At 48.0% G+C, this 16,528-nt stretch carries 7 protein-coding genes; all 7 read right to left on the bottom strand.

Features of this window, described 5'->3' with window-relative positions; all coding sequences use genetic code 11:
• Positions 1-547, bottom strand: a 547-nt coding sequence (locus WC659_06700) for a glycosyltransferase family 2 protein (protein ID MFA4873583.1), incomplete at its 3' end; no start/stop codon positions are given.
• Between the two features lie 93 nt (positions 548-640).
• Complete coding sequence (locus tag WC659_06695) at positions 641-1,666, bottom strand: NAD-dependent epimerase/dehydratase family protein (GenBank protein ID MFA4873582.1); 1,026 nt, start codon at positions 1,664-1,666, stop codon at positions 641-643.
• A 50-nt stretch (positions 1,667-1,716) separates the two neighbouring features.
• Positions 1,717-3,783, bottom strand: a complete 2,067-nt coding sequence (locus WC659_06690; GenBank protein MFA4873581.1) for a S8 family serine peptidase — start codon at positions 3,781-3,783, stop codon at positions 1,717-1,719.
• Between the two features lie 210 nt (positions 3,784-3,993).
• Complete coding sequence (locus WC659_06685) at positions 3,994-6,228, bottom strand: invasin domain 3-containing protein (protein ID MFA4873580.1); 2,235 nt, start codon at positions 6,226-6,228, stop codon at positions 3,994-3,996.
• A gap of 176 nt (positions 6,229-6,404) precedes the next feature.
• Positions 6,405-9,218 (bottom strand): Ig-like domain-containing protein, encoded by a 2,814-nt coding sequence (locus WC659_06680; GenBank protein ID MFA4873579.1) that lies wholly within the window; start codon positions 9,216-9,218, stop codon positions 6,405-6,407.
• A gap of 283 nt (positions 9,219-9,501) precedes the next feature.
• Positions 9,502-12,270, bottom strand: coding sequence for an invasin domain 3-containing protein (locus WC659_06675; GenBank protein MFA4873578.1), 2,769 nt, complete (start codon positions 12,268-12,270; stop codon positions 9,502-9,504).
• Between the two features lie 207 nt (positions 12,271-12,477).
• A partial coding sequence (locus WC659_06670) for an invasin domain 3-containing protein (protein ID MFA4873577.1) occupies positions 12,478-16,528 on the bottom strand: 4,051 nt, incomplete at its 5' end.

The raw sequence follows: 16,528 nt of genomic DNA, 5'->3' as shown, positions 1-16,528 counted from the left end.
GCTGACCGCGGCGAATTTCTGGTGAAAAATATTTAACTGTTACTGGAACCTCCTCGTAGCGTAAACTATGCCGGCCAATTTTTTCCAAAATTTCCGAAGCGTGCGCCATGCGGTTTTGTTCGATTGTAATTTTTTCTGCCGCCTCGCGCGAGAAAGCCCTGAAACCGTTATGAGTGTCCGATAACTTTAATCCTGAAGTCATTCTGGTGAAAATTGTCGCCCCCCTCAAAAAAAACTTTTTAACCGGCGGTATTTCGGACTTCAAAAAACGCGCTCCCAAAACAACGTCGGCCCGACCTTCCGCGACTGGCTGAATCATGTTGGCAATCTCTTGGGCAACAAATTGCCCATCTGCGTCGTAAGTCACAATGATATCTGCCTGGCGTAAAAGTGCGATTTTTTTTCCCGTTTCAAGCGCCGCCCCCTGGCCGCGATTTAGAAAATGGGAATACACAATTGCGCCCGCTCTTTTTGCGTGCTCTATCGTGTGATCTGCCGAACCATCATCAACCACTATAACTTCTGTAACATACTTTTGCACTTCCATCACGACGTCGGCAATAGTTCTTTCTTCGTTGTAAGCGGGAATCACCGCGACTGTTTTCATATCAACCAAAAATTACTTAATTACTCAATTTTTTTATCTCTCATCAACCATCCCCTGCTGCCGAAGAAGTGGTTTATACGCCTGGGTATAATCAATCGCTTTTTTCAGGCCGTCTTCCAAACGAACAAGCGGCACCCATCCCAAAAATTCTCTCGCCTTGCTCACTTCCGGCAAACCAAGCGGGGTCATAAAAAGTAGCGGTTTTTCAAAAATTATTTTTGATTCAGACCCGGTCATGGCGATAATTTTTTCCGCCACGTCTATTAATTTCAAATCCTCATTACTCCCCAAATTAACCGGTCCAATGTCGGCTGGCGCAGCCATAAGTTTTATGAGGCCGGAAACAACATCATCAACGTAGCAAAGCGACGTAGAAAAACTTTCATCTCCATAAATAATCAGATCTTTATTGTCCAGGGCATCAATGATAAAATCAGGAACCATTTCTCCGTCAAACAATCTTTCCCGCGGACCATAAGTACGGAAAATTCTCGCGATTTTTGCATCAAGACCATGCGCCTCCCGATAAGTATTGATCATTGTTTCAGAAAATCTTTTTCCTTCGTCATAGGAGCCGCGCGGCGTTAGGTGGTTAACGCAACCCAAATCATCTTCGCGTAAAAATTCTTTGTTATCACTGCGTGGTCCGTAAACTACAGAAGAAGAAGTGTGCACGACTTTTGCCTTATATTTGACGGCTAAATCCAAAACATTTTTCATGCCGACAGAATTCGCGGCGAGTGTTGCCATTTTAAATTTATCAAAATCCTTGGCTGACGTTGGGCAGGCCAAATTATAAATCTCGGCAACCCCCTGAAATTTAACTTTAAAACGTTCCAATTCCGGCATACTTTCAAGATCGATCGGCGAAGAAATATCGTGTTTAATGAAGACAAAATCAGGATGTTGCAGAAGAAAATCAATATTCGCGACCGCGCTCGTAGAAAAATCATCAAGACAAATTACCCGACATGTTTTGATTAATTTTTCGCAAAGATGCGAGCCAATAAAACCGGCTCCGCCCGTTACTAGAACATTCTTTTTTTCGAGATTTGCCATAAATTATTTTTTAAACAATTAATTACCAATTACTAATTTCCAATTACCCGCTATCTAATTACTCCAACATTAATCCCCCCTCTAAAATCTTGTCCGAAAGCGAAAAATTCTTTGCGCATAAATCCTTTATTGTTGTATATCTTAACATGTGGCCCGCCGCCCGGTCCCGCGCCAACAATAATTTCCGACACCTTATCGCCGTCAAGATCGCCCAAGGTTAAAGTTACCCCCCCGGCTAAATTTACAAATGGAGAAAATTTTAGTTTTAAAGTCACATATTGTCCGTAGATTCTTACTTCGCCGCCATTACTCATTTTGGTAACGGCGACTTCAGAAATTTTGTCGCCGTCAGTATCGCCCGCGGCTACTCGAAGACCGTTTTTATATTCTTTTTCAAACGCCAAAAATTGCGTATTCAAATTTCCTTTTGAGTCAAAAATTTTGACTGATGGTTCCATGCCATTACCCGGTACGACAATAATATCTGCCTTGCCGTCGCCATCAATGTCCCCAACCGCAACATTCACTCCTCCGCGGAAAGTCGTGGAATAAGCCATAAATCCGCCAACAGCTGTGCCGTCCTGGCGAAAGATTCTAACATGCGGCCCGCCGCCCGGTCCCGCACCGGTAATAATCTCCCCCGTTCCATCACCGTTCAGATCGCCCGAAGCTAAACTTACGCCGCCTAAAAATTTTTCCGGATAGACCAAAAAACTTTTTAAAAATGATGAGTCCTCTTTAAATATCTTTACTTCTGGTTTTAGGACGGACGCTGGTGCGACAAGGATATCACCTTTACGCAAAGAAAATGGAGAACTTTCCATTGTTAAATAAGCGGCCTCGACCGTTCGACCAATATTTAATCTTCCTTTTCCTAATTTACCAATATAATCAGGATTAAACTGATCAATACTGTCGGCATTAACGGTTAAAAGATTTCTAATTTCTTGCACGCCAAGATTTGGATTCAATGACTTTATAAGTGCCGCGGTTCCGGCAACAAGCGGCGCGGCCACTGACGATCCCGACCAACCACCACTATAATATTCAGTAAATTGTGGCAAACCGGGGTTGTAAGCAACCGTACTCCAAATATCAACGCCCGGTGCGGCAACATCAACGCACTTTGTTCCGTAGTTAGAAAAATCCGCCTTCTTATCATCCCTGTCGGTAGCAGCCACGCCGATCACAACGTTCTCTCCGTCACCGCCGTAATAACAAACCGGATAAAGTGGTTCCTCATCCAAATTTGTCCCCGAGTTGCCATTGTTTCCTACTGCGGCGACGACCACTACCCCGGCCTTGTAAGCCCGCTCCAATGATAAAAATAAACTCTTACTAAATCCCGAACCAATAAAACTTAGATTGATAACATCAACACCTTTTTCCACGGCGTAATCAATTCCTTCAATCACGGTCAAAACATCGCCCGAGCCGGAAGAATCCAAAACGCGGATCGGCATAATCTTCGCCTCCCAGGCCACGCCGGCGATACCTCGCGAATTGTTCCCGACAGCGGCGGCCACGCCGGCAACAATTGTTCCGTGATCAATTCCTTCTTTTGTGAACCACCATTCTTTAAAATCCGGCCGAGCATTATTATCTCCCGCGACAAAATCCCAACCATTAACATCATCAACATAAATATTTCCGTCATTGTCCACTCCATCATTTTTTACTTCACCGGGATTTACCCAGATATTGTCCGCGAGATCTGGATGGTCAATGTCCACTCCGGAATCCAAAATAGCGATAACAGTGTCTTTGTTGCCCGAGGTCTTTTCCCAACCGCTCCATACCCTTACTTTATCCAAATACCACTGATTAGAAATAAATGGATCGTTTGAGGCAATTGTCTCGGCGGTCATCTTGTAATTCGGTTCAGCAAATTCAACGTCAGCCCGATTTTCATAAAGAGAGACAGCCCCAAAAACGTTCTCGCCCGGGGCAAGCATTATTTTTTCTACCTGCTGTTTATTTTTAAATTTTACCAAAATTTCGTTTGGTTTATACGACTGGTTTTGAGCAACGTCAAAATCCGCGCTAACTGCCGCAAGCGGCCCTAAAATAAAAGCAAATAAACTAAAAATGACCACTAAATTTAATTTCTTAAGCATACCCCGTAGTAGAACTTCGATTTATTAAATATTAATCATTTACCTGTATGCTCCCGCCGCGAAAGCCAATTCTCTTTTATTCTTCGCCAAAAAGATAATTGCCGAAGTTTCACTACGGGGCATATTTAAGAATTATACCACTTTTCTTTTAAAAAACAACCCGCCTGATCTTAAAAGAAAAGACGGATTATTTTCATTGAATTACGTTATTTAATACAGGTCGCTAATTGTCCTCACGGTTGATTCAACTGAGACCTTGCTGTAATCCGAGACGGAATTAACATCTGCTCCAGCTACCGCCCCGCCGTAATTGGTTTTATACACTTCCGGCACGGCCACGATTTTTCTTTCCCAATCGGCCCCATAAAAAGCTGCCGCCACACTCGCCGAAGTGACCCACCTCAGTTGTCCGCCTGAAGTCAAAACGTAAACTTTGGGATCAAGAACACGGAAAGGTGTATCCATACTTACAAATTGAACCAAGTATGCGCCCGGTTTTACAATCACGTTTCCGCCAAAAGGAACTGCTGTCACTGTTCCGTGACTTACGGTTTTGATAGTGGAAAAATCAGAATACCAGGAAAAATAAATCGCTGAGGTTGGGAAAACATATCTCTTCCCGTTATCGGCGTAATAATACACGGCCGTGCTCCCGGACTCCTTAAACAGATCACCGTAAATTAATGACGTTGATGAACTCGTGAAAGTTACGGTTGCTGTTTGGCTGATGGTCGTGCCGTCCGCCACCGCGGTTAGAGTCGCCGTGCCAGTCGATCCTGATTTAACTTGAAAGGTTGCCTGACCAGAAGAGTTGGTTGTACCGCTGACAATGGAAATCGTATCTGTCCCCCCACGGCTGGAATAAAGTGTTACGGTTTTTCCAGAGAGAAGATTGTCCGAGGCATCGCGCACGGTCACATAAACCGTGGCATAAGAACTATTGTTCGCAGTCACCGAAGATGGCGTGGCATAGATACTTGATCTTGAAGCAGAGACCGAACTCGTCGTTACAGACGTGAAAGTTACGGTTGCTGTTTGGCTGATGGTCGTACCGTCCGCCACCGCGGTAAAAACCGCGCTGCCGGTCGTGTTAGAACGAACCTGGAAGTAGGCCTTGCCCGCTGAATCAGTTGTTCCGTTCACAATGGCAATCGTGTCAGTTGAACCGCGATTTGATGACAAGGTCACGGTTCTACCGGACAACACACTGCCGGAAGAATTTTTTACGGTCACAGTGATAACTGAGACAGAAGACCCGTTAGCCGTAACTGAGGTCGGCGAAGCGGAAACCAATGACTCGCTAGCCGAAACAGCCGAAGACGAATCAGTAACAGTTCTGAAACTCCAAGGATTTGCCACGGCCGGCGAAACACCCGAAGTTACCAAATACCCGTTTGTATCTTCCCCGCTTGCCGTGACCGTCACATTTGTATCATAAGCCAAGGTCGCCAATCTTGACCGAGTAATTGTTTTATTGGCGTCACTCCAGGAAGGAGACAACCAACTTCCAGAACCAATGGAAAGCGAAGTCACCCCGGTATTCATTGGCTCGGAAAAAGTTACTCTCACATATGAGGTCGTAACAGCCACTCCGGTTGATCCGGCTGTGGGCACGGTCGAAATAATGACTGGCGAGGCACCGTCGGAGATATTTTGCGGAACATCCATTCCCGCCATAGAATTGCCAAGAAGATCTACTACTCCTGTACCAAGCGCGGCATATCGAATAGTTGGAGCAGTGCCTGAACCAACACCTGTTATGCCCGCATTAGCCGTGACGTTCAAATAAATCGTTGAAGTGGCGCCACCACTCGAATAACTAGAAAGAGCAAAACCCGTTAAGCTTCCCGCCGCCCAAGCCCAATCGGAGGAATTAAAAACAAAATTTACCGGCTCAGTAAAAACCAATTTCAGTCGATCAACCGTACCGTTATGATCGCTGTCAGAATAAGTTGGAGCGTTCGCGCCGTCACTTCGTAAAACCGGCGTTGCCGTATCGTCGACAGTCACGATGGATTGATTTGGCACTGGCGCGCCCAAAACCGTAACGCTGCCCGCGGTTCCTAAATTTTTATACTGAATATCCGGCGGAACATAAGGTCCAGAATAACCTGTCTCGTTTGTGTCGCCAGAAACGAGAAGATAAAAATAATTTGTTGATCCATCGCAAGCCGCGTCAACGCCCGAACCATTTAATCTGCCGGTCGGGCCAACCAAACCAACGTGGCCGGGAGTCAATGTCCAGTCCCCCGCCTCAAAGTTGCAAGCCGTTACATCTGAATCAAATACTACTTTTATCTGATCGATCGCGCCATTATGATCGGCGTCCAAAAAAGCCGCCGAAGTCAGAGACGGTGTGTAGGCATTTGCCGCTTGCGGTAACAAATTCACGCCGCTTACGGTTAGAACCATGGCCACCATAAGAAAAATTCTTAATGTTTTCATAATTTTTAATTAAAATTAAATTAAGATTTAGGAGACCGCTTTGGGCGGCCCCTCTGCTTATATAAGACGAATAACACATCTGATTATTTCAATCTCACGTTAGTTTAGTATACCAAAAAACGTGACAACTAAAAAGAGGCGAAAATTACCCGTCTCTTTTTTCTTCGTAAAAATTACTAATAAATCGACGTCAAAGCGCTCTCCGCTCCGGTAATATCCACGCCAGGGGCATAGTAAAGAGTAGCGGGAATAGCGAGGACATATTCGCTCCGGAAGTTGTTGACCGCGAAGCCGGCGGTTGTGACTTTTCTTTTCTCCGCGCCCTGGATGTAGTACTTGTCCGTGGTGCCGGTATATTGAACTAGGGCGCCGGTCGGGTGGGTATCGGTTGAAATGTCAGAACCGAAGGAGTAATCGCCCCAGAAGGCAAGAGGCACGTCGATGATCTTCGTTGCCCAGTCATCGCCGTAAAGAATTTTAATTCTTGCTTCGGTCGGAACCCAGCGGAGAAGGCCGCCTGGTTCAACCGCGTAAACCTTGGGATCAGTTTGGATTTTCAAAAGAACAGTACCGGGACGGACCGTGACGTTTTTGCCGAGAGTTAGACCCTGAAGTTGAGAGGCGGAAATAGTCTTGATACCGGTGAAATCCACATACCAACTCTTGTAGGTCTTTTCATTCGGGAAGACGTGACGTTTCCCGTCGGAGCCGTAGTAATAAACTGAAGTGCTTAAGGGGCTCTTAAAAAGATCTCCTGTCTGTAGCTCGTTCAAAGGAGTTTCTGGAACGCTTGGCGTTCCTGGAGTGCCTGGGGTTTCCGGCGTTCCAGGCGCGGGAGTGACATAGGTGATGGCAAAGTTCGCATCGGAAATATCTGATGTCACGAGGAGACTGCTTGAATCATATCCTTCAATTTTGATTTTCGCCGTACCGTTCGCCACGTTGGGAACAGTCCAAGAATAGGTGCCATCGTTCGTTTCGTTCGTAGCGATTGTGTGTGGAAAATTGATGCCGGAGTCAAGAGAATATAATAGTTTTACTTTGCTGATAGTTGCACCTGTCGTCGACCAAGTAATGTTGTGGCTTGAATTTCCGACCCAAGATTCGCCACCACTCGGAGCCGTAACCGTAACAGAGTCGGGCATACTGCTCACTCCTCCGCCGCTTGAACCTCCAACGGTAGTGAAGTCAAAGGGATTGGCAACTGGACCAGCACCGAGATTGCCGTCACCAGCCGCCGCCGAGGCGATTGTTCCAGCTAAAGTGATGACATAGTTCTGCATACCAGCCCATGCGTCGTGAGAAGCATAAGTCAAAACTGTATCGCCAACTGTCCAAGCCGCCGAGCCGAGAGTAAATGATGGAACTCTGGCAATTGCACCCGTGACAGAGGCTGTAGTCATTGGTTCAGAGAAAGTGATAACCAAATTCGCGGCCATCTCCACGCCAGTTGCGTTGTCCGCCGGAGAAGTAGTCAAAAAAACCGGAGCGGCGCCGTCGGTTGCGGTAACCGGGCTGGCAAAAGGTTGCATTGAATTCATCGAGCCATCAGCTACGCTATTTTTGGGGGACGCATTAACATAATTAATTGTTGGATCAGTCATTCCGCCAGTTTCATTCGCGTCAGCTGAAATAGTAATCTGAACATCATTGCCCGAAATGCCGCAAGCCGAAGGAGAGGCTGCTGTGATGCTGCCGGGCGTTGGAATTAACCAATCTCCCGCGTCCCAACTGCAGGTTAAACCAACGTCAACGCTCAAGGTAATGTCAATGCGGTCAACCGTGCCATTGTTGTTTGTGTCTTTGTAAACCGCGGAAACTGCAATCGGCGAAGCCATGTCAACTACAGAAACTGGCCCCGTCGTACCAGCAGCGTTAGAATAACTATCTACTACGCTGCCATTTAAATCATCATTATCATAAGAAACTGTCGGATCAACCGCTCCGCCCGTTTCATTAGGGTCAGAGGTAACTACTAATGGATATGTAACAGCCAAGGGAAAGTCACCGGAAGTTGCATAAACTGCATTCACCGAACCTCCGGTAATCGTCCAATCAACTGCTGTACTGCCAGTCACCACTACATCTTCAGACCAAGAGACATTAAGAAAATTAAGGTCTCCGTCGCCATCATCATCAGTATATTGCCCGCCGATAAGAACCGGGCCAGCACCATCGGCGTAAGTGGCTTGAGATTGATTGCCAGTAGTGCTATTTGTGTTTGTCCCATCAGTCAAAGAAAACACATTTTGAGTGGAAACCGCTAGAGTACCAGAATCATCATGTGTAGCGACAATACTTGCTTCCGTCCCGAGATTGACGTCAGTCGAAGCAACAGAACCAGAAATAAGGTCAGTGTTATTAGCGCCAAAAGCCGCGCCAAAGAAACTACCTACATCGCCGAAGATCAAGTCATTGGCCGCGAGGACTGAAGCGGCGGTGACGGTTTCTGTATAAGTAAGGGTCATGCGGTCAATTTTCCCGTCGCCATCAGCATCTTTGTAAGTAATTGTTTTGATGACTGGCTTTGAAGCGTCGGTAGCCGTGAAGGTCGCTGTACCGTCATTTGCGTCGGCGACTACACTCCCTAACGTGCCTCCATTTGTATAAATAATTTGTGGGTTAGTAACTCCGCCGGTAATTTGAGATGTGGTGGTTACGGCCACATTGATATATTCGTCAGTCGTGCAGCTAGCGGAATTGGTAAAACCAGTCACGGCCGTTACATTTATCGTTCCAGCCACGGCTACGGTCCAATCGCTCGCTTCGTAGGTGCAGGCGGTAACATTCGTAAAAGTAAGTTTGATGTTGTCAACCGTTCCGTCGGTGTTCAGATCTATGTATGTGGTAGTAAGCGGCGCCAGGGCGGCTGCCTTTGCCAAATGAACCGGAAAACTGTACCAGATGCCAATAGACACACTGGCAATTAAAAGTATCACCATTGACCATGGCAATACTTTGAAAAAGCCTTTTTTGATTTTTTCTGCCATAAATTTTTTTGCTTCATCTCAAGTCATTGCGAGGAGCAAAGCGATAAAGTCCCGACATCGTCGAGGATCCTCGATGGCGAAGCCATCGGGACAATCCCAATTTTTGAGATTGCCGCGCGCCTTCGGCGCTCGCAATGACAAATGATCGAAGTTAATTTATAAAATTTATATTATTAATAATAACGAATCTTCCACAAGTATTTTACAGTGAACCGTCATTATTATACCACAAAAAAACCAGACCGGAAAATCCGGCCTGATTTTTTCTATATCTGATTTTATGCTAGTAAATCCTCGACAAAGATGTCTCCTCGGCCGTCAAGGGCGTGCCAGTTGTGTAGGTAATGGAAGTCGGGACAGTAAGGACGTTTGACAACTGGAAGTGGTTTCCCGTAAAGCCGACGGTAGAGATCAGGCGCTTTTCCGTGCCTTGGACATAATATTTGTCAGTCGTGCCTGTGTATTGAACCACAGCGCCGGTTGGATGAATGTCCGTCGTAATGTCAGAACCAAAGGTGTAGTCAACCCAGAAGACAAGCGGCACATCAATTATCTTTGTCGCCCAAGCAGAACCGTAAAGTGTAGAAGCCCGCGCTTCGGTCGGGACCCAGCGGAGAAGACCGCCCGGTTCAACGGCATAAACCTTAGGATCTGTTTGAATTTTCAAGAGCACTGTGCCAGGGCGGACAGTAACATTATGACCGAGGGCAATACCTTGAAGTTGCGAGGCAGAGACGGACTTAATTCCGGAGAAATCAACGTACCAGGATTTGTAGGTTTTCTCATTTGGAAAGAGGTGGCGCTTTCCATCAGAACCATAGTAATAAACCGAAGTGGAAAGCGGGCTCTTGATTAAGTCGCCGACATTGATCGCGGTCGGCGTTTCCCCGACTTCTCCCGGAGCCGTAAAGACGACTGTGGCAGTACCGGAAAGTACCACACCCGCGGCGGTCGCCGTATAAGTTGAAGTGCCAGCCGTACTTGATTTAACTTTAAAGGTAGCCACACCATTTGCGCCAGTCGTGCCCGTCACGGTCGTCACAGTATCAGAAGTGCCGCGAGAAGAAGCCAAAGTTACAACTTTGCCCGAGAGAAGATTGCTGCTCGCGTCTTTCACAGTGATGGTCACCGTTGATTCCGTTGTCCCATTAGCCGTGACTGTTGCGGGCGTTGCGGAAATGGTGGAGTTCGCGGCAGAAACCGCCGAGGCAGAATAAGTAATGGTAAAATTGGCGTCAGAAATATCGTTTAAACTTCCGCTCACCACTTTTATTTTGGCAGTTCCGGTTGCAGTATTTGGCACGATCCAAGTGTAGGCGCTGTCGTTTGTTTCTCCGGTAGCAATCGTGTTTAGGAAATTAATACCAGAGTCAGTTGAGTAATAAATGCTTAGGAGATCAGTAACGGTTCCGGTTGACGACCAAGTAACATTGTAAGTTCCGCCACCGACCAGGGTTTCTCCGCCATTCGGAGTTGTGACCGAGACAGAAGCAGGTAATCCTCCTCCGCCGCCGCCGCTTGAAGCCGCGACAGTGGTAAAGTCAAAGGGATTGGCCACCGGACCGGCGCCAAGATTTCCGTCAGTTGTGGCTGCTGAGGCGATTGTTCCGGCTAAGGTGACGGCGTAGAGCTGCATGCCGGCGAAAGCGTCGTGAGCGGAAAAAGTAAGAATTGTACTCGCAGCGTTCCATGACGCCGCGCCAAGAGTAAAGGCAGGAGTTCTAGCTATCGCGCCGGTAACAGAGGATGTAGTCATCGTCTCGGAAAAAGTGATGACAAGATTCGCGTCCAAAGCCACATCAGTTGCGTTGTCGGCCGGAGAGGTGGTCGCAATGACTGGAGCGGCGACGTCAACCAAGGATATCGGACCAAAAGTGGGAGTATTATTTCCACCGCCGCCATCACTAATGTTATTGGTGTTATTAGTATAAGTAAAAGCTGGTTCAGTGCCGGCCCCACTTTGCTTACCGGTTCTCGCGGCAGTGGCGTCAACCGTACCCGTGCCAACGTCAGTGCAAGTAATAGTGGCTACGGTCCCTGAACCCACGCATTCGGCAAGGGCGAAATCACCAACAAGTCCGACATCGCCAGCTGTGGAGAATGCCCAATCCGCGGCAGTAATCGCGGTAAAGGTTGTTACTTCAGAAAAGGCAAAAGCCACTTGGTCAACCTTACCGTCAGCGGTAGAATCTGTGTAAGCTGCAGAAACGAGATAAGGAGCGGCGCCGTCAGTGGAGGTTTTGAGAGTAAAAGAAGCAAGACTGTTCGGAATACTGTCAGTAACTGCGTCAACTTGTTCAATCTTTAAGGTGTAATCTGTTTTGTTCGTAGAAATTGTCTCAGTGCCTGAAGTTACGCCAACGTAGATATAAGCATCATTGGCTGCATCTATTTCATTGCCAGTGGCGGGAGTAAGGGAAGCGTATGACTCAGTTAGATTCCCAACTGTTGTATCAGCAATACCAGCCGCAAAATCAGTACCTGCTACCGAACTATCAAGAATTGATTCTGAATAGGTTATTTTAATATAGTCGACTGTGCCATTTTTGTTGTTATCCAATGTTTTGGAGCTGACATAAACCGGAGCGGCCGCATCAGTCGCCGTGAAGGTCGCCGTGCCGTCATTTGCATCAGCGACTACGCTCGCTAACGTGCCTTGGTTTGTGTAAGTAATTTGCGGATTAACAGCTCCGCCAGTAGTATTGGTAGTAGAAACCGTGACAGCCACATCAATATATTCGTCAGTCGTGCAGCTAGCGGAATTGGTAAATCCGGTTACGCCCGTCACACCAACTGTCCCGGCCAAGGCCACTGACCAGTCACCCGCTTCATAAGTGCAAGCGGTAACATTCGTGAAAGTAAGTCTGACGTTGTCAACTGTTCCGTTAGCATTCGCGTCTCGGTATGTGGTAGTGAGAGGCGCCAGGGCGGCTGCTTTTGCCAGTTTAACCGGCATACTGTACCAAACGCCAAGAGAGATGCTTATGATCATGAGCATTACCACCGACAATGGCAATACTTTGAAAAAACCCTTTTTGATTTGTTCTGCCATAAGTTCCTTCGCTTCGCTCAGTCAAGTTTAAAATTAAAAATTTAAAGTTAAAAATGGCTGAACAAAAACAATTTTACAAAATTTAGTATTATTTTATTATTAATATAACGAATTATCCACAAGTATATTACTCCCAGTCGCCATCATTATACCACAAAAAACCAGACCGGGAAAACCGGCCTGGTTTTTATCTTAATCTGTCTAGTTCTAATAAATCCTGGTCAGTGCTGTGTCCTCGGCAGTGATCGGCGTACCCAACGTGTAGGAGATGGTGGTCGGAGCCGCGAGAACATTGGACAGCTGGAACTTGTTGGCCGTGAAGCCGGCGGTGGAGATCAAGCGTCTTTCCGCGCCCTGGATGTAATATTTGTCGGTCGTGCCAGTATATTGAATCAGAGCACCGGTCGGGTGAGCGTCAGTTGTGATGTCGCTTCCGAAAGAGTAATCAACCCAGAAGATAAGCGGGACGTCAATGATTCTTGAAGCCCAAGCAGAACCGTAGAGAGTAAGCGCGCGCGCTTCGGTCGGAACCCATCGAAGGAGTCCGCTCGGTTCAACGGCGTAGACTTTAGGATCTGTATCAATTTTCACGAGCACCGTGCCGGGACGAACTTTGACGTTCGCGCCCAAGGCAATACCTTGAAGTTGTGAAGCGGTGACGGATTTGATGCCGGAGAAATCAACGTACCATGATTTGTATGTCTTCTCATTTGGGAAGACATGGCGCTTGTTATCGGATCCATAGTAATAAACTGACGTGGAAAGCGGGCTCTTGATCAGGTCACCAACTGAAATTGATGTTGGGGTTTCGCCTGTGCCGGGAGTAGTCGGCGCACCAACCGCAGTGAAGACAACAGAGACCGTGCTTGTGAGAACTGTGCCCTGCGCCGTCACGGTATATGTGGAAGTGCCGGCCGTGCTTGAATAAACATTGAAAGTCGCTTTACCATCCGCGCCGGTCGTGCCAGTCACAGTCGTCACTGTATCGGTTGTACCGCGGCTTGAAGCCAGGGTCACAACTTTACCCGAGAGCGGAACGCTCGCGGCGTCTTTCACGGTAACAGTAATGATGGAGAAACTTGTGCCATTAGCCACAACCGAAGTCGGAGAAGCCGCAATCGTTGAATTCACGATAGAAACCGTCGGAGTCGTATAAGTAATAGCAAGGTTGGCATCGGAAATATCACTCAACGAACCGCTCACGGCTTTTACCTTGACAGTGCTCGAAGAAATGTTCGGCACGGTCCAAGTGTAGGAGCCATCGTTTGTTTGCGCTGTGGCAATAGTGTTCGGGAAGTTAATGCCGGAATCGAGTGAGTAGTAAAGATTAATTGTGTCAGCCACGCCCGGAGCGGACCAGGTAACGTTGTATGTTCCGCCGCCAGTCAGGGTTTCTCCGCCATTTGGAGTTGTAACCGTGACAGAAGCCGGTAATCCTCCTCCGCCGCCACCGCCGCCGCCAGAAGCCGCGACAGTAGTAAAGGTGTAAGGATCGGCGACTATGGCTGAATTATCAAGAGTGCTGTCTAATAGGGCCGCCGAATTGATTGATCCTTGGACCAAATCAATTGTATAGATTTGCAGACCAGCCCAAGCATCATGCGAAGCGTAAGTGACAACCGTATCGCCAGAAGACCAAACAGCTGAACCGAGAGTAAAAGTAGGAGATCTGCCGAGAGTAGTTGTTGTGATATCAGTCGTAGTCATGGCTTCCGAGAAAGTGATAGAGAAGCTGGCGTCCAAGGCAACGCTTGTCGCGCCGTCAGCAGGAGAGGTGGAAGCAACGACCGGATTTGCGCCATCAGTGAAGGGTGGAGATGAAGCAGAGGTTAAGGTTTTGCTCGCCGCCGTGTTTGTGCCGTCAGTGACAGAAGTACCGGCAGTGTAAGCAAGACTTAAGTCGCCCACGTTTGTTTTAACTGTAGTGGTTGTGAAGGTGTATCGGCATTCATTGACCGCAGCGGCGCCACTGTTGCAAATAACTGCGGTTTCAGTGAGAGCGGCAAAATTCGCCGCGGAAGAAATTGCCCAATCAGCGCTGCCATCGGCCACGGCGCTAATATTCTCGGACCAAATAACGGAGATACGATCAAGTTTTCCATCGTTAGTTGCCGGCGAAGCATCGTAAAAAATAGCAGTAGCAACGGCCGGAGCGGCCGCGTCAGTTGCGGTTGCGGCGGCATTTGTGCCAGCCGCGTTCGTCGCACCATCAACCACGCTGTTATTGACATCATCATTATCGTAAGCAATAGTTGGAGCGACCCCGCTTGATGTCTCATTGGCATCAGCAGTGACTGTAACATCTAAAGTTGTACCCGCAACAGCATCATTGGCTGCCGCGCTGAAAGCGGCAGTAATTGAACCGCCAACAATCGTCCAGTCAACTGCAGTACTACCAGTCATTGTCACATTTTCCGACCAAGTGGTGCGCAAAGTATCAACCGCGCCATTGCTGTCAAGGTCACGATAAGTAGCGGAAACAAGAATCGGAACCGCTCCGTCGGTCTCCACAATATCACCATCAGCAATCGCGCCATCACTCACTGTATCCAAAAGATTTCCCGCAAGATCAATAAGGAAAGTTGTGGCGCCAGTGTAGTTGAATTGAGTGTGCGCGCCCAAAGCGGTATTAACCGGCTGAGCCGCGTCACTGGTTAAATTGAAAGTTGTTGTTGCGTCATTGGCAGTGCCCGTGGTGAAAGTACCGGCCAAACCGCCCAAAGCTCCGTTAGAGTCAGTAACGTTCGCGTCTCTCATGGCTGAGTTCAAAACCAAAACCGCGCGATCAACTTTGCCATTGCTGCCGGAGGCATCAGAGACAGTTGCTGAGGTAATAGTTGGTTTTGTTAAATCCCAAGTACCGCCGCCAGTAGCGGTTGGAGCGTTAAGATTGTTAACTTGGTTTGATGCCGCATCAACCACCTGGACGCTCGTCGCTGGCGTAAAGACGCCAGAGGGTTCTGTGGTGGAAGTGTTGTTCATATAACCTGTGGCCTCGTTTGCCAAAGTAACCGTAAGAGCAGTTGTGCCACTGCCACCAACCGTGTTTTTAGTGGTGGGGACGGTCACATTGCCAGTTGTAGCAAATGTACCAAAACCGCCCACTACGCCCGCTCCAGTAATATCACCTCTTCCTGTGGCTGAAGCGCCGTTCGTCACGGTCATAGCCTCTGAATAAGTGAAAGTAATAACGTCGCGATTTGAGGTGAGAGAAAGTGCGACGGCCGTAACAATCGGCTGCGCGCCATCTGTTTCAACAATATCAGCGGCGGCAATTTGACCGTCAACAGTTGTGTCAAGTAAGTTACCGACCAAGTCAGTGATTAATGTTGTGGCGCCGCTGTAGAGGAAACTTGTGTGTGCGCCTAAGGCAGTATTAACGGGTTGAGTGCTTGGATCAGTGATGTTGAAAGTTGTTGTCGCGTCATTAGGAGCGCCCGTGGTGAAAGTACCGGCCAAACCGCCCAAAGCTCCGTTAGAGTCAGTAACGTTCGCGTCTCTCATGGCTGAGTTCAAAACCAAAACCGCGCGATCAATTTTACCATCATTGCTCGCTGCATCGGAAACAGTGACTGAAGTAATCGTCGGCTTGGCCAAATCCCAAGATCCACCGCCAGTGGTGGTTGGCGTATTGACAGTGTTAACTTGAAGATTCACTGCGTCCTTAACTTCAGCACTCCCCACAGGCGTAAAGACGCCTGACGGTTCAGTAGTTGAAGTTCCGGCTAAATAACTGGCCGCTTCATTGGCCAAAGTGACTGTAAGAACAGTTGTACCATTACCGCCAACAGTATTTTTGACGGTGGCAACAGTCACATTGCCAGCCGTGGCAAAAGAACCAAAGCCAGCTACCGTGCCAGCAACAGTAGTATCGCCCTTAGTGGCAGTTGAAGCGCCGTTCGTTACAGTCATAACCTCTGAATAAGTGAAAGTAATAACGTTGCTAGAGGTGAGAGAAAGTGCGACGGCCGTAACAATCGGCGCCGCGCCGTCAGCGCCAGCCACGGTTTCGGCATCAGCCATTTCATTGTTGGCTGCGGCGACATCGTCAATTTGACCGGCTCCGGCAACGGCGTAGGTTGGAGTAACAGTAATGGCTGTGTTGCCTGTGGCGGAAGCAGCGATAGTTAGAGTTAAAGTAGTCGTGGCGGCAGCGGCGTAATCAGCGTTGCCAATCGTGGCAGTGCCAGATGAGGCAACCAAAGTGATGGCCGGGAAGCCGTCAGCAGCGTTACCGTCAGTCACGTCAGAGCTTTCA

Source organism: Patescibacteria group bacterium, assembly GCA_041645165.1.
GTDB lineage: Bacteria > Patescibacteriota > Patescibacteriia > 2-02-FULL-49-11 > 2-02-FULL-49-11 > 2-02-FULL-49-11.
Note: the sequence above shows the minus strand (reverse complement) of the source record. Positions and strands in the feature narration are given on the sequence as shown.